Origin of the sequence: Piscinibacter sp. HJYY11 (genome assembly GCF_016735515.1) — a bacterium.
Taxonomy (GTDB): domain Bacteria; phylum Pseudomonadota; class Gammaproteobacteria; order Burkholderiales; family Burkholderiaceae_C; genus Rhizobacter.
This window is the reverse complement of record NZ_JAERQZ010000002.1, coordinates 202,084-226,000: the sequence shown is the minus strand read 5'-3', so window position 1 is coordinate 226,000 and position 23,917 is coordinate 202,084. Positions and strand designations below refer to the sequence as shown.

Here is a 23,917-nt window from a genome sequence, read left to right as displayed (position 1 = left end):
CATCCTCGAGGTGAAGCCGATAATTTTAGAGATGAACCCCCGACGCCGCGCCCTCGAGGTCTTGTGCCTGCAAGATCCCGCCACCAAGGCCACCGAAGCCCGCGCGCTTTTCGCCAGTCTGGACCGCACCCTCATCGATCCTACGGAGCGCATCGAGCCGCCTCTCGACCTGCCTGGCCGACCGCCACGGCCGCGCCTCGTGCCGCCCAAGGAAGTGCCATCGCGCACGCCGTACACGCCCGAAGGCCGCGCCGCGCTGCTGCACGCGATCGCGCACATCGAGTTCAACGCGATCAACCTCGCACTCGACGCAGCCTTCCGCTTCGAGGGCATGCCCACCCTCTTCTACGTCGACTGGCTCAGGGTGGCGAGCGAAGAGGCCCTGCACTTCAGCCTGCTACGCGAGCACCTGCAGAGCCTCGGCCACGACTACGGCGACTTCGACGCCCACGACGGGCTGTGGCTGATGACCCAGCGCACGGCGGGCGACGCGACGGCGCGCATGGCCCTCGTGCCACGCACGCTCGAAGCGCGCGGGCTCGACGCCACGCCACCGCTGCAGGCCAAGTTCGCCAAGGCAGGCGACACACGCACGGTCGAGATCCTCGGCATCATCCTGCGCGACGAAGTGGGCCACGTGGCCATCGGCAACCGCTGGTACCGCTGGCTGTGCGAGCGCCAAGGGCTGGACCCGGTCGCCCACTACCGCGAGCTCACCCGCCGCCATGAAGCACCACGCCTGCGGCCCCCGTTCAACGAAAGCGCCCGCTTGGCGGCCGGGTTCACCGAGGAGGAACTGGCCCAGCTGAACGCGAGTTGAGCTGGCTCACTACTTGCAATCGGCCGAGCCGCCCCGGCGTGGACCGACATTACACTGGGGCCCCCTTGCGGCCGCCACGAGCGGCTGCCTTCCAGGCCCCATTCGAAGGACGTCCATGAATACGCTTTCCACACGCCGCTTCCTCCAAGCCAGCGCCCTGCTGATCACCGGTTTCCTGCTCTCCGCCTGCGGCAAGAAGGCCGAGACGCCGGCGCCCGCCGCGTCGGCGCCCGTCGCAGCAGCCTCCGCGCCGGCCCCGGCGCCCGCCAAGGTCTACGTCGTCGGCACCGATGCCGCCTATGCCCCGTTCGAGTCGGAGAACCCGCAGAAGGAAATCGTCGGCTTCGACATCGACGTGGTGAAGGCCGTGGCCCAGAAGGCCGGCATCGAGGTGAAGTTCGTCAACACGCCGTGGGAAGGCATCTTCAACACCCTCGGCTCCGGCGACCGCGACCTGCTCGTCTCGGCCATCACGATCAATGACGAGCGCAAGCAGACCATGGACTTCAGCAGCCCCTACTTCGATGCGCACCAGCTCATCGCAGTGAAGGGCACCTCGAAGGTCACCAAGTTCGACGACCTGAAGAAGCTCAAGGTCGGCGTGCAGACCGGCACCACCGGCGACGAGGTCGTGACCAAGCTGCAAGGCAAGAACAGCACCAACATCAAGCGCTTCGAGTCGACCCCGCTCGCACTGAAGGAGCTCGAGGCCGGCGGCGTCGATGCTGTCGTGGCCGACAACGGCGTGGTCATCAACTACGTCGCCAACAACGCCGGCAGCAAGTTCAAGACCGTGTCCGACAAGTCCTTCCAGCCCGAGCAGTACGGCATCGCCGTGAAGAAGGGCAACACCGACCTGTTGGGCAAGATCAACAAGGGCCTGGCCGACATCAAGGCCGACGGCACCTACGACAAGATCTACGCGCAGTACTTCGGTGCTGCGCCGGGCGCTGCCGCCGCGCCGGCTTCGGCCGCCTCGAAGTAAGCCTCGCCACGCGCCCGCTCGGCGATGGACTTGCGCTGGGAGATCCTCACCGACTACGGGCCGCTGTTCGTGACCGGCCTGTGGATGACGGTGCAGCTCACCCTCGTCGCCATCGTCTGCGGGCTGGTGCTGGGCGTGCTCTTCGGCATGCTCAGCAGCTCGGTCGATGCACCGCCGCCGAAGTCCATCGCCCTCGGCTGGGCGCTGAAGGTCGCCCGGGCGTTCACCACCGCCTACGTGACCTTCTTCCGCGGCACGCCGCTCTTCGTGCAGATCGTGCTGGTGCACTTCGCGGTGACGCCGCTGCTGATCCACCCCGACACCGGCCTTCTGCTCGCAGGCGAGGCCGCGCGCGAATTCCGCCAATCGCACGGCGCGTTTTTCTCGGGCGCCCTCGCGCTGAGCCTCAACGCCGGGGCCTACATCTCCGAGATCTTCCGCGCCGGCATCCAGAGCATCCACCTCGGGCAGACGCAGGCCAGCTACAGCCTGGGCCTGACGCACGCGCAGGCCATGCGTTTCATCGTGCTGCCACAGGCCTTCCGGCGCATGCTGCCGGCCCTGGTCAACGAGGGCATCACGCTGATCAAGGACTCGTCGCTCGTCTCCGCCATCGGCCTCGCCGAGCTCGCGATGGCCGCGCGCACCGTGGCCGGCGCGTACTCCCGCTACTGGGAGCCCTACCTCGCCATCTCGGTGATGTACCTCGTGCTGACCTTGCTGCTGTCGGTGCTCGCCAAGCGGCTTGAAGCCCCCGCGCACCACCGTGGCCGTTGATTTGTGCTAGCGCTCTAAAGCACAAAAAAGCTTGTTGCGCACGAGCAACGAGATTGGGACTTTCCAGAACATGCGCGCCTAAACTCATCGCGCGGTTGGGTCAGCAGTACGGGACTCAGCCTCTGAATAGTGAAACTCCCCGCGGTACCAACCCGCACTTCACACATAAGGAATGCTCATGAAGCGCTCTCTTTTCATTGCCGCCATTTCCACCCTCGCGGCTGGCTCGGCTCTCGCACAAAGCAACGTCACCATCTACGGTCGTCTGAATGACACCGTCGAGCGCCAGAAGGTCGGCTCCACCAGCCGCACCGGTGTAGTCGACAGCGCATCGCGTATCGGCTTCAAGGGTTCGGAAGATCTGGGTGGCGGCCTCAAGGCCAACTTCGTGATCGAGCACGGCTTCAACACTGACACCGGCACCATCGCCGGCAGCCGCTTCTGGGGTCGTGAATCCACCGTTGGCCTGTCGCACCCGACGTTCGGTGCCATCCGTCTGGGCAACATGCCGGCATCCGAAGCCTACTTCGCTACCGCCGACTACGTGTCGATGCACAACCACGACACCGGCAGCTCCGCCGATGCGCTGTATGAGTTCGTGACCACCGGCGCCCTGCAAAACGCCATCGCCTACACCACGCCGACGATCGCCGGCTTCCGTGGCGATGTGCAGTACTCGCTGCACGAGACCGGCACCGTGACCAACCGCTCCTTCGCGGTGAACTACGACGCAGGCCCCCTGCACCTGGGTTTCGGCCATGAAGCCGCCACCGGCACGGAACGCAAGAGCTACGCCTTCCGCGCCCTGTACGAACTCGGCGCCTTCACCTTCGGCGGCTACTACGAGCGCACCACGGGCGACACCTTCAAGCGCAACAACATCCGCTTTGCCGGCATGTACGCGATGGGCGCCTCGGAGTTCCATGTGAACGCCGGCCTTGCTGGTGACCGCGGTGGTGTGGACGCCTCCGGCGCCAAGCAGTACACCCTGGGTTACAACTACAACCTGAGCAAGCGCACCAAGGTCTACGCCTTCTACACGAAGGTCGACAACGAGGCGAACGCTGCCTACAACCCGGGCGCCCTGATTGGCCCCGGCCCGGCCGCTGGCGAGAACATCCAGTCGTTCGCCGTGGGCGTGCGCCACAACTTCTGATCCACCGATCAGCGAGCTGTTGCAGACAAGACGGCCAGTCGAAAGACTGGCCGTTTTTTTATGTGCCTCGCTCAGCCAAGGAAGTAGCGCTTCAGCCCCGCCAGGATCATCTCCACCGCGATCGCGGTGAGCACCAGCCCCATCAGCTTCTCGACCGCCGACACCACCGAGTCGCCGACCACGCGGCGGATCTGGTTGCACAGCAGCAGCACCACGAGCGACACCGCCATTGCGCAGGCCAGCGCCCCGATCCAGGACAGCATGCGGTCGGGCTGCCGAGAGGCCAGCAGCAACACCGTCGCCATCGCCGACGGCCCGGCGAGCAGCGGCACGGCCAGCGGGAAGATGAGCGGCTCCCTGCCCTCGGGCACACCGTACACGCCACCGCTGCCACTGCCGAAAATCATGCGGATGGCCACCATCAGGAGGATCACGCCCCCGGCCACTTCGAGCGATCGCTCCGACAGGCGCATCACGCGCAGGAAGCCTTCGCCGACGAACATGAAGACGAAGAGCACCGCGAACGCGATGCCCACCTCGCGCAGCGCCACCCAGCGCCGCCGCTCGGGGGCGACCTGGCCCATCACCGGAATGAAGATCGGCAGGCTGCCCACGGGGTCGAGCACCAGCAGCAGCAGGATCAGCGCCGAGAGGAAATCGTGTTGCATGGCAGGCGCCTTACTCAGCGGCCGCGCCAGAACAGCCCGTCGAGTTCTTTCATCGTGATCTGCCGCCAGGTGGGCCGGCCATGGTTGCACTGGTCACTGCGCTCAGTGCGCTCCATGTCGCGCAGCAGTGCGTTCATCTCGTCGAGCGTGAGCTGGCGGTTGGCACGCACGGCTCCGTGGCAAGCCATCGTCGACAGCAGCTCATGTTGCGCGCGCTGGATCACCGTGCTGCCGTCGTATTGCGCCAGCTCGGCGAGCACGCTGCGCGCCAGCTCCACCACGTCGCCCCCCGCCAAGGCCGCGGGCCGCGAGCGCACGGCCAACGTGCTGGCCGACAGCACCGAGACGTCGAGGCCAAGGGCCAGCAGGTTGTCGGCCTGCGCCTGGGCGGTCGCGATTTCCTGCGGCGTGGCGGCAAAGGTCGCCGGGATCAGGAGCGGCTGAGATTCGATCGCGGCGGCACCCAGGCTCGCCTTGAGCCGCTCGTAGACGATGCGCTCGTGCGCCGCGTGCATGTCGACCACCACCAGGCCCTGCGCGTTTTCCGCGAGCACGAAAACACCGCCCACCTGCCCGATCGCCCGGCCCAGCGGCCAATCACCTGCGGGCAGTGCTTGCGTAGGCGCCACAGGCGCCGAGGCCAGCGGCTTCGCCACGCTGGCTGGGGTCACCCGCCAGGCGGCCGGAGCCTCCTGGGCATGCAACACGGCCACCTGCTCCAAGGCCAGAGGGTTCTGCACCGTCGGCATGTACGCCGGCGCGAACGCCGGGCGAAGGGCCTCGGTTGCCCCGGCCTGAGACGGGGCCGCAGTCGCCGACACAGTGGCCGATTGGGGCGGCGCGAGACCTGCCTCGACGGCACGCCGCATGGCCTGGTGCACTTCGCGCGAATCGCGGAAGCGCACCTCGATCTTGGTCGGGTGCACGTTCACGTCAACCCGGTCCGGCGCGATCTCCAGAAACAGCACATAGGCCGGCTGCCGGCCGCCATGGAGCACGTCTTCATAGGCCGAGCGCACGCCGTGGGCGATCAGCTTGTCGCGCACGTAGCGGCCGTTGACGTAGACGTATTGCTGGTCGGCGCGCGCGCGTGCCGCCGCCGGCGTGCCGGCCCGGCCCATCACCCGCAGCGGCCCGATCTCGAGCTGCACCTCGCGGCTCTCGGCCACGAAGTCGTCGCCCAGCACCTCGCGCACGCGCTGGGCGAGGCTGCTGCGGCGCCACTGTTCGACGAGCTTGCCCTCGTGCCACACCGCAAAGCCCACGTCCGGGCGCGCCAGCGCATGGCGACGCACCGCTTCGAGGCAGTGCGCCAGCTCGGTCGCGTCGGTCTTCAGGAACTTGCGACGGGCCGGGGTGCTGAAGAAGAGCTCGCGCACCTCCACGCTCGTGCCTCGCCCGCGCGCGGCCGGGACCAGCTCGCCGCTGCGCGCGTCGATGCGCTGGGCGTGCGGCGCGCCTTCGGTCCGGCTGGCGATGCTGAGCTCGGCAACCGACGAGATCGCCGCCAGCGCCTCGCCGCGGAACCCCATCGTCGCCACGCTTTCCAATTCGCCCAGCGAGGCGATCTTGCTCGTCGCATGGCGGCGCAGTGCAAGCGGCAACTCGTCGGCCGGAATGCCCACCCCGTCGTCTTCCACCAGGATGCTGCGCACCCCACCTGCCATCAGCTTGACCACCACCTCGGTCGCACCGGCGTCGAGCGCGTTGTCGACCAGCTCGCGCACCACCGAGGCCGGCCGCTCCACCACCTCGCCGGCGGCGATCTGGCTGATGAGCTCGTCGGGCAGCTCGCGAATGGGTCGACGCATTGCAGGCTCAGAGACAGCAGGATCAGTGGCGGCAAGCTCGGGCACGGCGTTCATCGGGGCATTGTAAGAATCGCGCCCCGATACGTCGCCCATAATCGCCCGCCATGGAATTCATCACCTTCCTGATCGACTTCATCCTGCACGTCGACGTGCACCTCGCCAACTTCGTGGCGACCTACGGGGCCTGGGTCTACGCCCTGCTCTTCCTCATCATCTTCGTCGAGACCGGCGTGGTGGTGATGCCCTTCCTGCCGGGCGATTCGCTGCTCTTCGTGGTGGGCGCGCTGTGCGGCGCCGGGCTGATGAGCCTGCCGCTGGCGCTGGCACTGCTGACCATCGCCGCCATCCTGGGCGACCAGTGCAACTACAGCATCGGGCGCTACATCGGCCCCAAGGTCTTCCAGTGGGAGCAAAGCCGCTTCTTCAACCGCCAGGCCTTCGACCAGGCGCATGCCTTCTACGAGAAGCATGGCGGCATCACCATCATCCTGGCGCGCTTCTTCCCCTTCCTGCGTACCTTCGTGCCCTTCGTCGCCGGCGTGGCCGAGATGACGCGCAGCCGCTTCACGGTCTACAACGTGGTGGGCGCGAGCATCTGGGTGGGCGGCGTCACGCTCGCGGGCTACGTGTTCGGCAACATCCCCTGGGTCAAGGAAAACCTCGACAAGATCATCTGGGGGGCCATCCTGGTGCCGGGGCTGATCGTGATCATCGGCGCGTGGAAGGCCAAGCGAAAGGCCGCCGCCGCGGCCTGATCAGAGCTGGCGGCTGCGCGCCAGCGGCGGGTTCTTCGCGAAGTAGCGCTTGATGCCCGCCGTGAGTGCGTCCACCAGCTGATCGCGGTACTCGCTGCTGCGCAGCTTGGCCTCTTCCTCCGGGTTGGAGATGAAGGCCGTTTCCACCAGGATCGAGGGCACGTCGGGCGCCTTCAGCACCGCGAAGCCCGCCTGTTCCACGCTGCCCTTGTGCAGGTGGCCGACCTTGCGGATCTGCCCGAGCACCTCGCCGCCGAGCTTCAGGCTGTCCTTGATCTGTCGCGTGGTGCTCATGTCGAGCATCGCGCGTAGCACGGCCGAGTCCTTTGCCTTGAAGTTGACGCCACCGACGAGGTCGGCCGCGTTTTCCTTGTCGGCCATCCAGCGCGCGGCGCTGCTGGTGGCGCCGCTCTGCGAGAGCGCGAAAACCGAGGCGCCTCGCGCAGAAGGCTTCATGAAGGCATCGGCGTGGATCGAGACGAAGAGATCCGCCTGCACCCGCCGCGCCTTGCGCACGCGCTCGTGCAGCGGCACGAAGAAGTCGGCATCGCGCGTGAGCATCGCCCGCATGCCGGTGATCGCGTTGATGCGGTCGCGCAGCTTGAGCGCCACGGCCAGCACCACGTCTTTCTCGCGCAGGCCGCTCGGGCCGATGGCGCCGGGGTCTTCTCCGCCGTGGCCGGGGTCGATGGCCACGATGATGAGGCGGTCGATGCGCGCGCGGCTCATGGTCGGCGCCGAGGCTGCCGCCACCGGCGGCGAAACGGGCACGGAAGGGCCGGTCGGGGCCGACGCCGCGCCGGGCTTGCCGATGCGGTCGATAAATTCACCCAGCGCGTCCTGCACCGCCTGCGCGGCCTTCTGCTCGGCCTGCGACTTGTCCTGCACCAGCGCGAGCAACGGGTCGCGCTCCTGCGTGGGGTAGAGGTCGAACACCATGCGGTGCTGGTAGGCCGCCACCGGCGCGAGCGTGAAAAGCTGGGGCGCCGTGCTCTGCTTGAGGTCGATCACCAGGCGCACCACGCGCGGCTGGTTCTGGCCTACGCGCACGCCGGCGATGAACGGGTCGTCGGAGCGCACCTTGCCCACGATGTCGCGCAGGGCCGGGCTGAGTTCCAGGCCTTCGATGTCGATGACGAGCCGCGCCGGGTTCTCGGCCAGGAAATGCTTGACCGGCAAGGCCTCGTCAGACTCGAGCGTGACCCGGGTGTACTCGGCCGCGGGCCACACCCGCACCGCGAGGATGCTGGCGCCGAAGGCCAGCTCGTGCGTGCCGAGCAGCAGGGCGATGGAGCCTTGAAGGAGCTGGCGCCGCTTCAAGATGAAATGCCCCCCGGTCGCTTCGCTCCTGCCCCCAAGGGGCTCTGCCCGCCTTGGGGCGGCCCGGCGTCGGGCAGGAGCTCCGAGCCTCGCGGCGTTTGGGCAGTGAAGATCACGCGGCGTTCGTCTCCATCCAGCGGAATGAGTTCCACGCGCAAATCGGCCACGGGCAAGAGGCCCTCGGCCTGCTCGGGCCACTCGGCAATCTTGATGCCGGCCGCGGCGAACACGTCGCGAAAGCCGGCGTCCTCGAATTCCTGCGGGTCCTTGAAGCGGTAGAAGTCGAAATGCGAGATCGCAAGCCCTGCCACCTCATACGACTCGAGCACCGCATAGGTCGGGCTCTTGATGCGCCCTTGCACACCCAGCGCTTGCAGCAGATGACGGGCAAAGGTCGTCTTGCCGGCACCGAGCGTGCCATGCAGCTCGACGAACGCATCGCGCAACGCAGGCCGCTGCGCCAGTGCCTGCGCGGTGGCCTGACAAGCGGCCTCATCGGCCCAGTGCAGGGTGCGGGTTCCTAGAATCGACGGCAATGGATGACGCTCGCAAGTTGGACGACGAGGCACTCCTCGCGCTGATGGCACCACTGCGCGAGTGGGCCAGGGCGCTCGGATTTTCACAGATCGGCGTGGCCGACGTGGACTTGTCCTCCGCCGAACCCGGGCTCATGGCCTGGCTCCAGAACGGCTTTCATGGCTCGATGGATTACATGGCCGCACACGGCCTGAAACGCGCCCGGCCGGCCGAGCTGGTGCCAGGCACGGTGCGTGTCGTCACGGCTCGCATGGACTACTTGCCGCGTGACACGCCTGAAGAATGGCAAGCCGTCGAATGGGCCCGGCTCAAGCGCCCGGCCGACGCCGCCATCTCGCTCTACGCCCGGGGCCGCGACTACCACAAGGTCCTGCGCAACCGCCTGCAGAAGCTCGCCGACAGGCTGGCCGACGCCGTCGGCCCCTACGGCCACCGTGTGTTCACCGACTCGGCACCGGTGCTCGAAGTCGAGCTCGCCTCGCGCAGCGGCATCGGCTGGCGGGGAAAGCACACCTTGACCCTGCACCGCGAGGCCGGCTCGACCTTCTTCCTCGGCGAGATCTACGTCGACCTGCCACTGCCCCTGTCAGAGCCCGTCAGCTCCCACTGCGGAAGTTGCAGCGCCTGCATCGACGTCTGCCCCACGCGCGCAATCGTCGCGCCCTACCGGCTCGATGCCCGCCGCTGCATCTCGTACCTGACGATCGAGCATGACGGCCCCATCCCCGAAGACCTGCGCCCGCTGCTCGGCAACCGCATCTACGGCTGCGACGACTGCCAGCTCATCTGCCCGTGGAACAAGTACGCGCAACGCAACGAGCTGCCCGACTTCGACCCCCGGGCGTCGCTCACCGGCGCCACGCTGCTGCAGCTCTGGGCCTGGTCGGAAGACGAGTTCCTGCGCCACACCGAAGGCAGCGCCATCCGCCGCATCGGCCACGCACGTTGGCAGCGCAACATCGCCGTGGCGCTCGGCAATGCGCTGCGCGCTCAGCCTGACCCTGCGATCACCGCAGCCCTGCAATCGGCAAGAGACAGCGCGAGCCCCCTGCTGCGCGAGCACATCGACTGGGCCCTCGCCCAGGGCTAGATCAACGCCAGCCAGATCGGGATGCTGAGCATCCCGAGCAGCGTCGAGGCCGTCACCAGCGCCGCGACGTAGGGGCCGTCACCGCCCATGCGCGAGGCCAGCACGAAGGCGCTCGACGCGGTCGGCATCGCGGCGAAGAGCACCGCGATGTAGCGCTGCTCCGGTGGCAGCGCCAGCAGCAGCGTGAGCCCGAGACCGATCGCCGGCAGCACGGCATGCCGGATGCCCAGCAAGGTGGCGGCGAGCCATGGGCCCTTCATCAATCCCCCCACGCGCAGACCGGCGCCGACCGCCAGCAGGCCAATGGGCAAGGCAGCCACGCCGATGCGCTGCAGCGTGGTGGCCACCGCTTCCGGGAAGCTCACGCCGGCCGCATTGGCCATGAGCCCGGCCACCGTGCTGATGATGAGCGGGTTGCGCGCAATCTCCTTCAGGTAGTTGTGCCCGCCATGGCGCGCGAGCGACCACACCGCCGCCACGTTGGCGAGCGGCACGCCCAGGGCGATCAAGAGGGCCATCGATGCCACGCCCTGCGAGCCACCCAGGCGCTCGGCCAGCGCGAGCGCCACGTAGGAATTGAAGCGAAACGCGATCTGCGCACCCGACGCATGCAGTCGCGCATCGACACCCGGCCAGCGCCGCAGCGAAAACGCCAGCACCACGCCGCACAGGATCACGCCGATACCGGCCCCCGCGAGCCCCAGCGTCTGTGCAGGCTGCAGGGGTGTCTTGACGATGGAGTTGAACAGCAGCACCGGGAACAGCAGGTAGTACACCAGCCGTTCCGCACTTTCCCAGATGGGGCGATCGAGCGCCGTGTAGCGGCAGAGCAGGAAGCCGCAGACGATCAGCAGAAAGTCCGGTAGCAGCAGAAGGCCATTCGACATCGTGCGAGTTTGCAGTACAACGTCCTGCGTAGTTTCCACAGTCGCCAATGCAGGTTCGCAAGGGCAGCATGGTTTCTTCGCCGCACGTCCGCACACCAGAGGAGTACCCATGCATCGCAGACACCTGATCGCCACCGCGCTCGCCCTGTCCGCCACCAGCCCTTTCGCGCTTGCACAGGCGTACCCCACCAAGCCGGTACGGCTGGTCGTTCCCTTCGCACCCGGGGGCACCACCGACATCATCGCGCGCGTGGTGGCCGAGAAGATCACCGGCCCGCTCGGCCAGACCCTCGTGGTCGAGAACAAGGCTGGCGGCGGCGGCTCGATCGGCGCCAACGAGACCTCGAAGTCCGCGCCCGACGGCTATTCGCTCGGCATGGCCACCGTTTCCACCACGGCGGCCAACCCTGCGATCAACCCCAAGATCCCCTACAACCCGCTGACCGACTTCACGCCCATCATCAACGTGGCCGCCACGCCCAACGTGATCGCGGTGCACCCGAGCTTCCCCGCACGCGACTACAAGGGCTTCATCGCCGAAATCAAGAAGAACCCCGGCAAGTACTCTTACGCGAGCTCGGGCACCGGCGGCATCGGCCACCTACAGATGGAGCTCTACAAGAACCTGTCGGGCACCTTCATCACCCACATCCCGTACCGCGGCGCGGGCCCGGCCCTCAACGACACCGTGGCGGGCCAGGTGCCGATCATCTTCGACAACCTGCCCTCGGCCCTGCCCTTCATCAAGGAAGGCCGTCTGATCGCCATCGTGGTGGCCGCGCCCACGCGCCTGTCGGTGCTGCCCAACGTGCCCACCTTCAAGGACGTGGGCCTGGAGCCCGTCAACCGCATGGCCTACTACGGCATCTATGGCCCCAAGGGCCTGCCGAAGGAAGTGGTCGACAAGGTCCACTCCGCGGTCAAGAAGACGGTGGAAGACCCGACCGTGAAGAAGCGCATCGAAGACACCGGCTCGCTGATCGTCGCCAACACGCCCGAGCAGTTCGGCGAGCAGATCAAGGCGGAGTTCGAGGTCTACAAGAAGGTGGTGGCGCAGCAGAAGCTGACGCTGGAGTGACGGCCCCCCAGTCGCTGCGCTCCGACCCCCAAGGGGCCACCCCTTCGGCCCGGGAGACCCGGGCTTCGGGTGGCTTCGCTGCGCTCGCTGGGTGCGATCATCGACGCATGGCCGACTCATCCCTGGCTGCGAGCCAACAGTCCATCGACCGCTTCATTGATGCCCTCTGGATCGAGGATGGGCTGTCGCCCAACTCGCTTGCCGCCTATCGGCGCGACCTGATGCTTTACGCCCAGTGGCTGGCCAAGGCCCACGGCGCCTCGCTCGACGACACCCGTGAAAGCCACCTGCGCGAGCACGCCATCGCGCAGCACGCCGCGAGCAAGGCCACCAGCGCCAACCGGCGGCTGACCGTCTTCAAACGCTACTTTCGCTGGGCGCTGCGCGAGCATCTCGTGCAGGCCGACCCGACGCTCAAGCTGCTGTCGGCCAAGCAGCCGCTGCGTGTGCCCAAGACGCTGAGCGAGGCACAGGTCGAGGCGCTGCTGAACGCGCCCGATGTCGACACCCCGCTCGGGCTGCGTGATCGCACCATGCTCGAGCTGATGTACGCGAGCGGCCTGCGCGTGAGCGAACTCGTGTCGCTCAAGAGCGTGCACCTGAGCCTGTCGGAAGGCGTGCTGCGCGTCACCGGCAAGGGCGCGAAGGAGCGGCTCGTGCCCTTCGGTGAAGAGGCGCACGCGTGGCTCACGCGCTACTTGGCCGAAGCGCGCAGCGACATCCTGCAGGGCCAGGCCAGCGACGCGCTCTTCGTCACCGCCCGCGGCGGCCCGATGACGCGCCAGATGTTCTGGCAGCTCATCAAGAAATATGCGCTGCAGGGCGACGTTCGCGTCCCGCTCTCGCCCCACACGCTGCGCCATGCGTTCGCCACGCATCTGCTTAACCACGGCGCCGACCTGCGCGCGGTGCAGATGCTGCTCGGCCACGCCGACATCTCCACGACCACCATCTACACGCACGTGGCGCGCGAGCGGCTGAAGTCCTTGCACGCGACACATCACCCGCGCGGCTGAGCGTCATTCCCGTGACAGCGGGAAGGACCGGGTGAGCGACGTGTTCCAATCCGGCCCATGGCCACCCTGAAGTTGAAGAAGAAGCCCACTGGCCCCGCAACGCCCGGGCGTGCCCCGGTGCGCGGCAGCGGCGCTGGGGTGAAAAAGCGACCCACCCTCGCACAGGCCCAGACCGAGCGCGAAGAGCGCGAGGCGCGCTACCAGGAGCAGCTGAGGCTGCGCTACGGTGACCGGCCGCCCGCCTCGGCCAAACGCCGCCCCGAGCCTGAAGGCCTGGCCCGCCCACCTCGGCAGGAGCGACAGGATCGCCCGCAGCGGCCGCTGCCACCCGCCCGCCCCGTCAACCCGAACCGTCAAGGCGGCAACACCGCCTTCGGCAAACCCAACACGGCCTTCGGAGGCCCCGCCCGCCCCGCGCATCCGCACTCGGCTCCCAAGCGCCCGCCGATGCCCCGTCACCGTGAGGACGACGACGAAGACGAGGATTTCAAGGTCCACACCGACACCCCAGGCTCGATGCGCCTGTCCAAGCGCATGAGCGAGCTTGGCATCGCCTCGCGCCGCGAGGCCGACGAGTGGATTCCCAAGGGCTGGGTGCGTGTCGACGGCAAGGTCGTCACCGAACTCGGCTCGCGCGTGTTGCCTGGGCAGCTCATCAGCATCGAGGCCAAGGCACGCGACGCGCAGGCGCTGAAGGTGACGGTGCTGCTGCACAAGCCCATCGGCTACGTGAGCGGCCAGGCCGAAGACGGCTATGAGCCCGCTTCGGTGCTCGTCACCCCGCAGAACCAGTGGCGCGAAGACCGCTCCGGCATCCGCTTCCTGCAGTCGCACCACCGCGGCCTGGCACCCGCCGGCCGGCTCGACATCGACTCCACCGGCCTGCTCGTGCTCACCCAAGACGGCCGCATCGCCAAGCAGCTCATCGGCGAAGACAGCGAGATCGACAAGGAATACCTCGTGCGCGTGGAGAGCGTGAACGGCGAACCCTTGTCTCAGGAAAACCTGGCCCTGCTCAACCACGGCCTCGAACTCGACGGCGAGCCGCTCAAGCCGGCGCAGGTGGAGTGGGTCAACGACGACCAGCTCCGCTTCGTGCTGCGCGAAGGCAAGAAGCGGCAGATCCGCCGCATGTGCGAAGCCGTCGGCCTGAAGGTGGTGGGCCTGAAGCGCGTGCGCATCGGCCGGGTGATGCTGGGTGATCTGCCGCCTGGCGCCTGGCGCTACCTGCGCGGCAACGAACGCTTCTGACGTGAAGAACGCCCTCTAGCGTTTACACCGACAAAATCGGCCGCCTAGTTACTTGTTGCGTGATCAGCAAGTTTCTAGACTGGGCGCATGCCCGCGAGTGCCGAACGCCCCGCGTCGAGCGACATTGCGGCGCTCAAACACGCCCTCACGCAACGCCTCGCACCATGACGACTTCGCCCCTGATGCCCGCCTGGGGCGTGGACCACCTGCCCACGCTGCTGGCGCACTGCCGCCGGTGCGGCACCTACACCTTCCCGTCCAACGCCTGGGGCTGCCGCGAGTGCGGCGATGACACGCTCGACAAGGTGCCGATGCCGCAGACACCACGGCTGCGCAACTTCATCACCGTCTACGGCGACGTCGCACCGGGGCTCACGTCGCCGGTCGTCGTGGGCGAAGTCGAGATCGCACCGGGCGTGGTGGAAGAAGCGCTCATTGCTGTGGCCGATGAATCGCAACTCAAACTCGACATGCCAATGGAGGCCATCGGCGCCGACTCGGCCGACACGCAACGCGGCCTGCGCTTTCGTCCCCTGAAGGCACAACGATGAGCCGCCTGCTGCAGGAACGCGCGGTGCATGTCGTCGGCATCGGCATGCACCCGTACCAGTTCCCGAGCGAGACGCCGTACGTGCACCTCGGCCTGACCGCCGTGCGCGAAGCACTGAAGGATGCCGGCCTGCAATGGCCGCAGGTGCAGGCCGCCTTTGTCGGCACCGCGGCGATCGGCATGGCGGCCGGCCGTGTGATGCTGCGCCACCTGGGCTCCACCGGCCTTTCGGTCACGCAGGTCGAGAACGCGTCGGCGTCGGGCTCGTCGGCCTTCCGCCTTGCCTGCCAGGCGGTCGCAAGCGGTGAACACGACGTCGTGCTCGCGGTCGGCGTCGACAAGACCGGCCATGCGCGCCGTGCGTCCGGCAGCGATGGCCTGTCGACGCTGAGCCCGACCAGCAACCTGCCGGTTGCCAAGTTCGCGCTGCTCGCGCGCCGCTACCTGCGCGACGGCGGTCTGAACATCGAAGCGCTCGCCCGCGTCGCGGTGAAGAACCACGGCAACGCGTCGCTCAACCCGTATGCACAGTTCCGCAAGCCGCGCACGCTGGAGCAGGTGCTGGCGTCGCCGAAGGTGGCCGGCGAGTTGACGGTGCAGCAATGCTGCCCGCGCGGCGAAGGTGCCGCCGCGGTGATCGTGGCCTCGGCCGCGGCCATCGCGCGCCTGGGCCTGAGCCGCACGCGCTCGCCGCGCGTGATTGCCTCGGTGTCAATTAGCGAAAAGCTCGGCCGGGGCGACGTGCCGCCCATCGTGCAGATGGTGCGCGACTCGTCACTCGCCGCACTCGAACAAGCCGGCATCGCCGCGAGCGACCTGAACATGGTCGAGCTGCACGACGCCTTCTCCATCGAGGAGATCGTCTATGGCGAGGCCATCGGCGTGAGCAAACCCGGCGAAGGCGCGCACGACCTCGCCCGCGGGGACACCGCCATCGGCGGCCGCTGCGCCGTCAACGCCTCGGGCGGCCTCATCGGCATGGGCCACCCCATCGGCCCGACCGGCGTGGGCCAGATCGCCGAGATCACCCGCCAAATGCGTTCTGAAGCCACTGGCCGCCAGCACCCGAACACGCGGCTCGCGATGGCCCACATGATCGGCCTCGGCTCGGTCGCCATCGCCCACGTGCTGCAGAAGACGGATTGAAGGAGACCACAGATGAAATTCGAGACATTGCTCTATGAGGTGAAGGACGGCGTGGCCGTGATCCGCCTCAACCGCCCCGAGCGCATGAACACGCTGGGCGGCACGATGAAGCCCGACCTGCAGGCGGCCATCCTCGACCTCGCGCGCCACGATGACTCCGTGCGCAGCGTCATCCTCACCGGCGTCGGCGACCGCGCCTTCTGCGCCGGCGCCGACATCAAGGAGCGCGCCGCCACCCAGACGCACCCGGCCGACTACTACGTCAAGCAGAAGGCCACGCACCAGCTCTTCCGCCACATCGAGGAGTTCGAGAAGCCGATCATCGCCGCCATCAACGGCGTGGCGCTGGGCGGCGGCCTCGAGCTCGCGCTCTGCTGCGACATCCGCATCGCCTCCAGCACCGCCCGCTTCGGCCTGCCGGAAGGAAAGATCGGCGTCATCCCCGCCGCCGGCGGCACGCAGCGCCTGCCGCGCGTGGTGGGCGTGGGGATGGCGAAGGAGCTGATCTTCACCAGCGAGATCATCGACGCGCAGCGTGCGCACGAGATCCGCCTCGTCAACCACGTGGTCGCGCCCGAGAAGCTGATGGACGCGGCCTTCGAGATGGCCGCCAAGATCGCCCGCAACGCGCCGCTCGCGCTGCGCTTCGCCAAGCAGTCGATCAACCTGGGCATCGAGGTCGGCATCGAGGCCGGGCTCGAGTTCGAGCGCTATGCCGCGGCGATGGTGGTCGACAGCGAAGACCGCAAGGAAGGCATGCAGTCCTTCATCGAAAAACGCGCCCCGGCCTTCAAGGGCCGCTGAACCTCACCCTCAGGAGACCCCATGGATCTGCATCTCAAGGGCAAGGTCGCCCTCGTCACGGGGGGCGGCCAGGGCGTGGGCCGCCGCATCTGCCTCGACCTCGCGGCCGAAGGCGCCCACGTGCTGGTCAACGACCTTTTTGCCGAACGCGCCACCGCGGTGGCGAAGGAGATCACCGATGCGGGTGGCCAGGCCCGCGCGGCGGTGGCCGACATCACCGACGAAGCGGCGGTCGACAAGATGATCGCAGAGGGCGTGGCCGCCTTCGGCACCATCGACATCCTCGTCAACAACGCCGGCATCATCCCCGAGCGTCGCGAGAAAGGTGGCATCCCGCCGAAGTTTCTGCAGACCGATTCGATCGGCTGGAAAAAGATCGTCGACCTCAACGTCTACGGCATGCTGTACTGCTGCAAGGCGGTGCTGCCCGGCATGGTTGAAAAGCGCGGCGGCAAGATCGTCTCGATCATGTCGGAAGCCGGGCGTGTGGGTGAGGCCAACCTCGCGGTGTATTCCGGCGCCAAGGCCGCCATCCTCGGCTTCTCGAAGGCCATCGCGCAGGAGCACGGCAAGGACTGCATCAACGTCAACGTCATCGCACTCGGCGCCGTCTCGCACGAAGGCATCAAGGACGGTGCGCTCGCGCCAAGCGCGACCCCCGAGAACAACGAGCGCCTGGCCAAGATGCTCAAGGCCTACCCGATCTCGCGCGGGCTCAACCGCCTGTGCAGGCCGGAAGACGTGTCGGGCATGGTGGCCTTCCTCGCGTCCGACCGCGCGGCCTTCATCACCGGCCAGAGCATCGGGGTGAGCGGCGGGTTCACGATGTTGTGAGCGTGAGCTTGTTCAAGACACGCATCACCGAGCTGTTCGGCATCAAGCACCCCATCCTCGCCGGTGGGCTGATGTGGTTGTCGGATGCGCGCTACGTGGCCGGCATCGTCAACGCGGGCGGCATGGGCTTCATCACCCCGCGCTCGTTCGACACGCCAGCTGCGTTTCGCGACCAGCTCCGGCTCTGCCGTGAGCAGGCGCATGGCAAGCCCTTCGGCGTGAACCTCACGCTCTCATCCCGCAACGCCCACAACGAGCTCGTGCCGCGCCACATCGAGATGGCGCTCGAAGAAGGCGTGCGCCATTTCGAGACCGTGGCCGCCAACCCCGAGCCTCTCTTCAAGGCCATCCACGATGGCGGTGGCATCGTGGTGCACAAGGCCTCGCGCATCCGCTACGCGCAAAAGGCCGAAGCGCTCGGCGCCGATGCGGTGTGCCTCGTCGGCATGGAAGCCGGCGGCCACCCCGGCATGAACGAGCTGCCGGCCTTCGTGATGGGCGCCTATGCCGTCGACCGCCTGAAGGTCCCGCTCGTCATCGGCGGCGGCATCGGCAGCGGGCGCCAGATCGTGTCGGCCCTCGCGCTCGGCGCCGATGGCGTGCTGATGGGCACCCGCTTCCTCACCTGCCACGAGGTCTGGGCGCACGAGAACTACAAGAACCACCTGCTGGCCTGCAACGAAGACGACTCGACCACCGCGATGCGCACGCTCAAGGACACCTGGCGCGTGCTTGCCAACGACAACGCGCGCATCGTGCAGCAGATGGAAGCGGATGGCGCACGCAGCTACCCCGAGTTCGGCAAGCGCATCAAGGGCACGACCACGCGCGACCTCTGCTACCGCGGGGGTGACGTGCAGCAGGGCATGGTCTCGATGGGCCCGTCGATCGGCTTCGCGACGAAGCGCGAATCCATCGCCGAGACGATCGACGCCCTCATGGCCGACGCCGCCACCTCCCTGAACCGATTGAAGACGCTGGAGACCCCTTCTTGAACCCCGACACCCAAGTGCTGATCTGCGGCGGGCGCCGCATGAGCGGCAGCACCCTGCGCCTGAACGCAGCCCGCGCGGCCGCGGGCTTCGCGGCGCTCGGCGTGGGCCAGGGCGATGCGGTCGCGGTGATGATGCGCAACGACCTCGCCTACCTGGAGGCCATGCTCGCGGTGAACCGCCTGGGGGCCTACCTCGTGGCGGTGAACTGGCACTTCCAGGCCGACGAGGCCGGCTTCCTGCTCGCGGACAGCGGCGCGAAGGTGCTGGTGATCCATGCCGACCTGTGGCCGCAAGTGGCGGCGGTGGTGCCACCTCACGTGATGGTCATCACAGTGGAGACGCCGGCCGAGATCGGCAGCGCCTACGGCGTGGCCAGTGGCGAGCCGGCCTTGCCCGAGGGCATGCTGCGCTGGGCCGATTGGCGAGATCGCCACGAGCCGTGGCGCGCCGCGCCCGTGCCCTCGCTCGGGTCGCTGCTCTACACCTCGGGCACCACCGGCCGGCCCAAGGGCGTGATGCGACTGCCCGGCACGCCTGCCCAGCATGCGGGGCAGCTGCGCGTGCGCGCCCTCGTCAACCGCGCGAGGGAAGGCATGCGCACCGCCATCGTCGGCCCGCTGTACCACGCCGGCCCCAACGCCGGCGCACGCCTCGCGCTGGAGATGGCCGACGTGATCGTGGTGATGCCGCGCTTCGAGGCCGAGCCGCTGCTGCAGGCCATCGAGCACTACCGGCTCACGCACCTCTCGCTGGTGCCGGTGATGCTGGTGCGCCTGCTCAAGCTGAGCCGGGCCGTGCGCGAGCGGTACGACGTGTCGTCGCTCGAGAACGCCACCCACGGCGGCTCGCCCTGCCCGCCCGAGGTGCGCCGCGCGATGATCGACTGGTGGGGCCCCATCCTCACCGAAACCTACGGCTCCACCGAAGCCGGCCTGGTGACGCTCGGCACCAGCGAATCGTGGCTGCGCTTTCCCGGCACGGTGGGCAAGCCGGTCGACGGTTTCTCGTTGCGCATCGTCGATGGCGAAGGCCGCGTCCTGCCGCCTGGCGAAGTGGGCGAGATCTACGTCCACCCCGGCGACAACGCGCTGCCCTTCACCTACAAGAACGACCCCGAGCTTCGCCAGAGCATCGAGCGCGACGGCCACATCACCAACGGCGACATGGGCTACCTCAACGCCGAGGGCTACCTCTTCATCACCGATCGCAAGCGCGACATGGTGATCTCGGGCGGCGTCAACATCTACCCGGCCGAGATCGAGCATGTGCTGCTGGCCCACCCCGAGGTGCTCGACGCGGCGGTGTTCGGCATTCCCGACGCCGAGTACGGCGAGGCGCTGGCGGCCGCGGTGGTGGCGGCGCCGGGCCGCACGCCGACGCAAGACAGCATCCGCCAATGGGTGCGTGAGCGCCTGGCCGGCTACAAGGTGCCGAAGGTGGTCGACTTCCACGCCTCGCTGCCGCGCGAAGGCATGGGCAAGCTCTTCAAGAACCAACTGCGCGCGCCGTACTGGGCAGACGCCGGTCGGAAGATCTGAGGCCGTGCTTCGGCATCGCGTGGCGTCGAGTCCCCGGGCCGGCGCCGGAGTTCGGGCAATTGGGCGGTGATTCACCGAGTTCGTAACCCGCCGTAACCGCTTTTCCAGGGCAAACCCGGACCGGGATCCGTGAACTTTCCCCCTTAAACGCGGGGGTCCACCCCCTTGCGGCGCCAAAACCCGTGCAACAAGAAGACACGCCGTAACACCCCGAATGAGCGGCTAATGCGCACCTCTCGTCAGACACACAGGGGTGCTTCAAATGAATCGCAGAAATCTGATCGTTGGGGGTGTGGCGGGTGCTCTGGGCACCGGATGGGCGGGCCGCGCATTGGCGCAGGCCAACGTCATCAAGTTCGGCCAGTCGGCCGCCATGACGGGCCTCGGCGCCGAACATGCGCGAGACGTGCGCGCCGGCATCGTGGCCGCATTCGAAGCGGCCTCCAAAGCGGGCGGCACGCGCTTCGAGCTGATCACCCTCGACGACGCCGGCTCGCCCGAGCGCTGCGTGCAGAACGTGAACACCCTGCTCGGCTCCAACGTGGCGGCCCTCGTCGGCCTGACCAGCGGCCCCGGGACCGAGGCCGCGATGGGCGCCATCGAGCAGCAGCAGATGGCCCTCGTGGGACCGGCCAGCGGCACCATGGGCTTGCGCCACGAGAAGGTGCACTCGGCCTTCCATGTGCGTGCCGGCCACGACCTCGAGTTCAAGCGCATGGTCACCTATGCCCACGAGCGCGCGCTGCTGCGCGTGGGCCTGGTGCACCAGGTCGGCATCACTGCGGCCAACCTGGGCGCGATGACGGGCGCCCTCGCCGGCGCCGGCATCGCGCCGCGTGAGGTGATCGCCGTCGACCAGAGCCCGGCGTCCTTCCAGGCCGCGGCCACCAGGCTCGCCGGCGCCAACCTCGACTGCGTGCTCTTCGTGACCGGCGCCGCCCCGGTGGCCGCGATCATCGACCAGATGCATGCGGCCCGGTACAAGGGCCTCTTCTACGCGTCGTCGATGGCGGGGCAAGGCCTGATCGAGACCCTGACCGCGCGGGGCCAGAGCGCCATCCTGAGCGTCGTCGTGCCGCGCCCGTCGGCGATGGGCCTGCAGGTGGTGAGCCGTTGCCAGCAGGACCTCGCCGCGATCAAGAGCGACGAGAAGGTGAACGTGGCCACGCTCGAGGGCTACATCAGCGGCCGCATCGCAGTGGAGGCCGCGCGTGTGGCCCTGCGTGGCGCCGGCGCCAACAAGCGCGGCATCAAGGACGCGCTCTCCAACCTGCGCGCCGACCTCGGCGGCTACACCGTGCAGTTCACGCCGGGCAGCACGCAAGGCTCGAAGTACGTGGAGCTCGTGGCACTCGACCGTTACGGTCGGATGGTCGGCTGAGCCAGGAACGATTGCGCCTGCGCGGCCCACAGCGGGTCGCGCAGCGCGCGTCGCGCAGAGGCGATCGCCTCGTCGCGCTGTCCTTCTGACTGCAGCAGCCGCGCCAGGTTGAGCCACGCAGCGCCGCTGCCGTGCTGCTCGCCCGCGCGGCGGAACACCGCCTTCGCTTTCGCCGTGTCACCGGTCGCGTGCGCGCTCGTGCCAAGGCCGATGGCCAAGGGCAGGCTCTCGGGCCAGCGCGCCGACCCTGTCTCGTAGACCTTCAAGGCCTGCGCCGGCGAGGCTGTTCGCTCGAAGCCGATCGCGGCCTCGACCGCGGCCTCTGCGCGCGCCGTCACTGGCCAGCGCCCCGGCGGCACCACGACAAAAGCCCAGTGCCCGGCGCGCGCCCAGGTGTGCTCGAAGGTGCGCAGCGCCATGCGGTCGCGCTCGGTGGTGCCCGATCGCATCAACAGTTCGCGCTGCTCGAGCTCGTAGCCGACCACCACCGCGTAGTGCCAGCGCGGCGCGATGGCCAGTCCCAGGTTGAGCAGCACCACGACCACTTCGCCGGCAGCCACTTCGCGCAGCAAGGACGCCACCGTGCCCGGAATGCGCACCGCCACTGCGCCATGACGGCGCGGGCCAGCGAGCATCTCGGTTTGCAGGCTGCCTCCGCGCGCGGGCAGGAAGACTTCTCGACCGAGCGTTTCAGGCGAGGCCGCAATGCCCACCGCGCCCAAGGCCGTGGCCAGCGCGGCCGGGCCGCAGTGCCAATCGGTCTGAGGGAAAAAGGGCGTGCGCGACAGCTCCACGCGCGCGGGCAGACCCGCCGGCGCCTCGGCCAGCCAGGCGTCGGCCTGCACCGCGCACCCGGCCAGCGGCGCGAAGGTCAGCGCAAGGCAGGCACGCCGCTGCACACCAGCTCAGCGGGCCGGCCGCAGGAACGGAAAGATGCGCGTGAAGCCCAGGATGTCGCTGAACACCAGGATGAAGAGCACGAGGATCAGCGTGCCGATCAGTTCGCCGGACGCACCTGCGGGCGCCTCGTCGATCTCGGCGAGCAGCATCGCAGCCTCAGCATCACTGAGGGCTGCGACGCGACGACTCGCTTCCTCACTGCTCACCCCACGCTCCATCAGGGCGGAGGCCACGTCAGCACGATTCAACCTGGCCTGCAGTTGCGCCCGCACATCCAGGGTGGACGCATCCAGTGACTGGCGCTGAACGACCTGTTCTGCGGTGATCAACTCGTTGGCCATGACGGGTTGAACAAACCCGGTCCAACTGAGACACGCCGATACGACAAAGACAATGAGACGCTTGGTTCTGGCCATGAACTTTCCTATTCCGAATCGAGCGATCGTAGCAATCCGGGACCGCCCTCAACCCTCCGTTGGGGGGGCAAGGGTCGGATAGGGCACCCCTAAACTTTCGGCCACTCCCGGCACGCGGGAGCACCAAGAACTCAGGGAGAAACTCATGATGATCCGATCCGCTGTGGCGTTGAGCGCCGCAATTGCGTTCTGTCAGCCGGCGAGCGCGCAGCCCGCGCGATTCGAAGTTCCTTCGGCCTACCCCACCATCCAGAGCGCCATCAACGCGGCCACGTCCGGGTCAACGATCGTCGTCGCACCCGGGACCTATCGCGAAAACCTGGTGATCGACAAGGCGCTGGTTCTCCAGTCGTCCGCCGGCCCCAACGCAACTGTCATCGATGGTGGAGCCCTCGCCAGCGTGATTTCGGCAAGAGGCACTGGCCAGGAGGCTGTCACCATCTCCGGCTTCAGGATTACCAACGGCGCGAGCCTGTTCTCCAACGGAGGCGGGAGCGGGGGCGGCATCTATCTCGATTCGGTGCAGGCAACCGTCATGAACAACATCATCGAGCGCAATGTGTCGTGTCTCGGGACGGGCATCGGCACGACAACCGCGGCCGTACGAATCAAAGGCAACAAGATCCGCCACAACATCCAGGACCCGAGCTGCTCAGGAGCGAACGGCGGAGGGATTTTTCTGAATGGCGGAGGAGCCTCTCCGTCCAGCATCACCGACAACGTGATCTCGGGCCACCAGGTGGGTGGTTATGGCGGCGGATTGGCCATCAACGCTGTCAACGGAATCACCATCGCTTCCAACGTCATCAGCGACAACCGGGGCGCTGACTACGGTGGTGGTCTCTTCTTCAACGCGTCGTCGGGCACGATCTCGTCCAATGTGCTGACCAACAACACGGCGACGGGCTGGGGTGGCGGAATGGCGCTGCTCGCGACCGATCCGGCAGACAAGATCAGGGTGCGCGAGAACCTGCTCCAGGGCAATCAGGCAGGCGACGGCGCAGCGGCCTTGCTGCTGTCTTACTACGACAAGGGCATCGTGTTCTCGGGCAACGTGGCGACCGGCTTCCGCTCGTCGGCACTCGTTCGTTGCGAGTCACAACCCCTGGCCGTGGGAAAGAGCAACCTGCTGACCAACATCGGCGGGCCGGAACTGAGCGGCACCTGTCTGCTTGGCAACGAATGACGCCGTAGAACGCAAA

24 protein-coding genes are annotated in these 23,917 nt (G+C 67.8%); 17 read left to right on the top strand and 7 right to left on the bottom strand.

Annotated features, from left to right (window positions below; translation table 11 throughout):
- Positions 1-31 precede the first annotated feature (31 nt).
- From JI745_RS24785 to JI745_RS24770, 4 genes are all read left to right on the top strand, one after another.
- Entirely contained in the window at positions 32-820 is a 789-nt protein-coding gene (locus tag JI745_RS24785; protein ID WP_201813158.1) for a ferritin-like domain-containing protein, read from the top strand.
- Between the two features lie 115 nt (positions 821-935).
- Positions 936-1,805: a basic amino acid ABC transporter substrate-binding protein gene (locus tag JI745_RS24780; protein ID WP_201813156.1), complete on the top strand. Its 870-nt coding sequence runs from the start codon at positions 936-938 to the stop codon at positions 1,803-1,805.
- Between the two features lie 24 nt (positions 1,806-1,829).
- Positions 1,830-2,582, top strand: a complete 753-nt coding sequence (locus tag JI745_RS24775; RefSeq protein WP_201813154.1) for an amino acid ABC transporter permease — start codon at positions 1,830-1,832, stop codon at positions 2,580-2,582.
- Positions 2,583-2,754: 172 nt separating this feature from the next.
- Positions 2,755-3,738 carry a porin gene (locus JI745_RS24770; RefSeq protein WP_404932860.1) on the top strand — a complete coding sequence of 328 codons (984 nt, stop codon included), beginning with the start codon at positions 2,755-2,757 and terminating at the stop codon, positions 3,736-3,738.
- Between the two features lie 71 nt (positions 3,739-3,809).
- On the opposite strand, the gene JI745_RS24765 is transcribed toward JI745_RS24770, so the two are convergent.
- Positions 3,810-4,406 (bottom strand): MarC family protein, encoded by a 597-nt coding sequence (locus JI745_RS24765; RefSeq protein ID WP_201813149.1) that lies wholly within the window; start codon positions 4,404-4,406, stop codon positions 3,810-3,812.
- A 14-nt stretch (positions 4,407-4,420) separates the two neighbouring features.
- Positions 4,421-6,271: a DNA mismatch repair endonuclease MutL gene (gene mutL, locus JI745_RS24760; protein ID WP_201813148.1), complete on the bottom strand. Its 1,851-nt coding sequence runs from the start codon at positions 6,269-6,271 to the stop codon at positions 4,421-4,423.
- Between the two features lie 50 nt (positions 6,272-6,321).
- Here mutL and JI745_RS24755 point away from each other — a divergent pair, with 50 nt between their 5' ends.
- The gene (locus JI745_RS24755) at positions 6,322-6,972 is read left to right on the top strand and encodes a DedA family protein (protein ID WP_201813146.1); all 651 of its coding nucleotides are present in this window, start codon (positions 6,322-6,324) and stop codon (positions 6,970-6,972) included.
- On the opposite strand, the gene JI745_RS24750 is transcribed toward JI745_RS24755, so the two are convergent.
- Together JI745_RS24750 and tsaE are read right to left on the bottom strand one after the other, a co-directional pair.
- A complete protein-coding gene (locus JI745_RS24750) occupies positions 6,973-8,292 on the bottom strand; it encodes an N-acetylmuramoyl-L-alanine amidase (protein WP_201813144.1) in 1,320 nt (439 codons plus the stop codon). It lies immediately after the preceding gene.
- Positions 8,289-8,828 (bottom strand): tRNA (adenosine(37)-N6)-threonylcarbamoyltransferase complex ATPase subunit type 1 TsaE, encoded by a 540-nt coding sequence (gene tsaE, locus JI745_RS24745; protein WP_236675435.1) that lies wholly within the window; start codon positions 8,826-8,828, stop codon positions 8,289-8,291. The genes JI745_RS24750 and tsaE overlap by 4 nt, the downstream gene beginning before the upstream one ends.
- Between tsaE and queG the strand changes: the two genes are divergently transcribed.
- Complete coding sequence (queG, locus tag JI745_RS24740) at positions 8,828-9,919, top strand: tRNA epoxyqueuosine(34) reductase QueG (RefSeq protein WP_404932859.1); 1,092 nt, start codon at positions 8,828-8,830, stop codon at positions 9,917-9,919. The genes tsaE and queG overlap by 1 nt on opposite strands.
- On the opposite strand, the gene JI745_RS24735 is transcribed toward queG, so the two are convergent.
- Positions 9,916-10,806, bottom strand: coding sequence for an AEC family transporter (locus JI745_RS24735; RefSeq protein WP_201813143.1), 891 nt, complete (start codon positions 10,804-10,806; stop codon positions 9,916-9,918). The two genes, queG and JI745_RS24735, sit on opposite strands and share 4 nt — an antisense overlap.
- 109 nt (positions 10,807-10,915) lie before the next feature.
- Here JI745_RS24735 and JI745_RS24730 point away from each other — a divergent pair, with 109 nt between their 5' ends.
- The 10 genes from JI745_RS24730 to JI745_RS24685 all read left to right on the top strand — a co-directional run bounded on the left by JI745_RS24730 (position 10,916) and on the right by JI745_RS24685 (position 21,399).
- Entirely contained in the window at positions 10,916-11,884 is a 969-nt protein-coding gene (locus JI745_RS24730; protein ID WP_201813142.1) for a tripartite tricarboxylate transporter substrate binding protein BugE, read from the top strand.
- Positions 11,885-11,991: 107 nt separating this feature from the next.
- Positions 11,992-12,900 carry a site-specific tyrosine recombinase XerD gene (gene xerD / locus JI745_RS24725; protein ID WP_201813141.1) on the top strand — a complete coding sequence of 303 codons (909 nt, stop codon included), beginning with the start codon at positions 11,992-11,994 and terminating at the stop codon, positions 12,898-12,900.
- A 57-nt stretch (positions 12,901-12,957) separates the two neighbouring features.
- Complete coding sequence (locus JI745_RS26940; RefSeq protein ID WP_201813140.1) at positions 12,958-14,151, top strand: pseudouridine synthase; 1,194 nt, start codon at positions 12,958-12,960, stop codon at positions 14,149-14,151.
- A gap of 164 nt (positions 14,152-14,315) precedes the next feature.
- Complete coding sequence (locus tag JI745_RS24715; RefSeq protein WP_201813139.1) at positions 14,316-14,702, top strand: Zn-ribbon domain-containing OB-fold protein; 387 nt, start codon at positions 14,316-14,318, stop codon at positions 14,700-14,702.
- Complete coding sequence (locus tag JI745_RS24710; protein WP_201813138.1) at positions 14,699-15,847, top strand: thiolase family protein; 1,149 nt, start codon at positions 14,699-14,701, stop codon at positions 15,845-15,847. Before JI745_RS24715 ends, JI745_RS24710 begins: the two co-directional genes overlap by 4 nt.
- A 12-nt stretch (positions 15,848-15,859) precedes the next feature.
- Positions 15,860-16,651 carry an enoyl-CoA hydratase/isomerase family protein gene (locus JI745_RS24705; RefSeq protein ID WP_201813137.1) on the top strand — a complete coding sequence of 264 codons (792 nt, stop codon included), beginning with the start codon at positions 15,860-15,862 and terminating at the stop codon, positions 16,649-16,651.
- A gap of 21 nt (positions 16,652-16,672) precedes the next feature.
- Positions 16,673-17,485, top strand: coding sequence for an SDR family NAD(P)-dependent oxidoreductase (locus tag JI745_RS24700; RefSeq protein ID WP_201813135.1), 813 nt, complete (start codon positions 16,673-16,675; stop codon positions 17,483-17,485).
- Between the two features lie 2 nt (positions 17,486-17,487).
- On the top strand, positions 17,488-18,480 hold the full coding sequence (locus JI745_RS24695) for a nitronate monooxygenase (RefSeq protein WP_310738765.1): 993 nt from the start codon (positions 17,488-17,490) through the stop codon (positions 18,478-18,480).
- Entirely contained in the window at positions 18,477-20,018 is a 1,542-nt protein-coding gene (locus tag JI745_RS24690; RefSeq protein WP_201813132.1) for an AMP-binding protein, read from the top strand. Before JI745_RS24695 ends, JI745_RS24690 begins: the two co-directional genes overlap by 4 nt.
- 262 nt (positions 20,019-20,280) lie before the next feature.
- Positions 20,281-21,399, top strand: coding sequence for an ABC transporter substrate-binding protein (locus tag JI745_RS24685; RefSeq protein WP_201813130.1), 1,119 nt, complete (start codon positions 20,281-20,283; stop codon positions 21,397-21,399).
- Here JI745_RS24685 and JI745_RS24680 read toward each other — a convergent pair.
- Positions 21,378-22,298 carry a PA2778 family cysteine peptidase gene (locus JI745_RS24680; RefSeq protein WP_201813129.1) on the bottom strand — a complete coding sequence of 307 codons (921 nt, stop codon included), beginning with the start codon at positions 22,296-22,298 and terminating at the stop codon, positions 21,378-21,380. The genes JI745_RS24685 and JI745_RS24680 overlap by 22 nt on opposite strands.
- Positions 22,299-22,304: 6 nt before the next feature.
- Entirely contained in the window at positions 22,305-22,715 is a 411-nt protein-coding gene (locus JI745_RS24675) for a PA2779 family protein (protein WP_201813127.1), read from the bottom strand.
- 145 nt (positions 22,716-22,860) lie between these two features.
- Here JI745_RS24675 and JI745_RS24670 point away from each other — a divergent pair, with 145 nt between their 5' ends.
- Positions 22,861-23,901, top strand: coding sequence for a nitrous oxide reductase family maturation protein NosD (locus JI745_RS24670; RefSeq protein ID WP_201813125.1), 1,041 nt, complete (start codon positions 22,861-22,863; stop codon positions 23,899-23,901).
- The last annotated feature ends 16 nt before the right edge of the window (positions 23,902-23,917 follow it).

Coding starts and splice junctions, on each gene's coding strand:
- mutL (WP_201813148.1), bottom strand. CDS start 6,271: ATGAACGCCGTGCCCGAGCTTGCCGCCACTGATCCTGCTGTCTCTGAG.
- JI745_RS26940 (WP_201813140.1), top strand. CDS start 12,958: ATGGCCACCCTGAAGTTGAAGAAGAAGCCCACTGGCCCCGCAACGCCC.
- JI745_RS24735 (WP_201813143.1), bottom strand. CDS start 10,806: ATGTCGAATGGCCTTCTGCTGCTACCGGACTTTCTGCTGATCGTCTGC.
- JI745_RS24755 (WP_201813146.1), top strand. CDS start 6,322: ATGGAATTCATCACCTTCCTGATCGACTTCATCCTGCACGTCGACGTG.
- JI745_RS24670 (WP_201813125.1), top strand. CDS start 22,861: ATGATGATCCGATCCGCTGTGGCGTTGAGCGCCGCAATTGCGTTCTGT.
- JI745_RS24685 (WP_201813130.1), top strand. CDS start 20,281: ATGAATCGCAGAAATCTGATCGTTGGGGGTGTGGCGGGTGCTCTGGGC.
- JI745_RS24770 (WP_404932860.1), top strand. CDS start 2,755: ATGCTCATGAAGCGCTCTCTTTTCATTGCCGCCATTTCCACCCTCGCG.
- JI745_RS24785 (WP_201813158.1), top strand. CDS start 32: ATGAACCCCCGACGCCGCGCCCTCGAGGTCTTGTGCCTGCAAGATCCC.
- JI745_RS24675 (WP_201813127.1), bottom strand. CDS start 22,715: ATGGCCAGAACCAAGCGTCTCATTGTCTTTGTCGTATCGGCGTGTCTC.
- JI745_RS24775 (WP_201813154.1), top strand. CDS start 1,830: ATGGACTTGCGCTGGGAGATCCTCACCGACTACGGGCCGCTGTTCGTG.
- queG (WP_404932859.1), top strand. CDS start 8,828: ATGGATGACGCTCGCAAGTTGGACGACGAGGCACTCCTCGCGCTGATG.
- xerD (WP_201813141.1), top strand. CDS start 11,992: ATGGCCGACTCATCCCTGGCTGCGAGCCAACAGTCCATCGACCGCTTC.
- JI745_RS24715 (WP_201813139.1), top strand. CDS start 14,316: ATGACGACTTCGCCCCTGATGCCCGCCTGGGGCGTGGACCACCTGCCC.
- JI745_RS24730 (WP_201813142.1), top strand. CDS start 10,916: ATGCATCGCAGACACCTGATCGCCACCGCGCTCGCCCTGTCCGCCACC.
- JI745_RS24700 (WP_201813135.1), top strand. CDS start 16,673: ATGGATCTGCATCTCAAGGGCAAGGTCGCCCTCGTCACGGGGGGCGGC.
- JI745_RS24765 (WP_201813149.1), bottom strand. CDS start 4,406: ATGCAACACGATTTCCTCTCGGCGCTGATCCTGCTGCTGCTGGTGCTC.
- JI745_RS24705 (WP_201813137.1), top strand. CDS start 15,860: ATGAAATTCGAGACATTGCTCTATGAGGTGAAGGACGGCGTGGCCGTG.
- JI745_RS24710 (WP_201813138.1), top strand. CDS start 14,699: ATGAGCCGCCTGCTGCAGGAACGCGCGGTGCATGTCGTCGGCATCGGC.
- JI745_RS24780 (WP_201813156.1), top strand. CDS start 936: ATGAATACGCTTTCCACACGCCGCTTCCTCCAAGCCAGCGCCCTGCTG.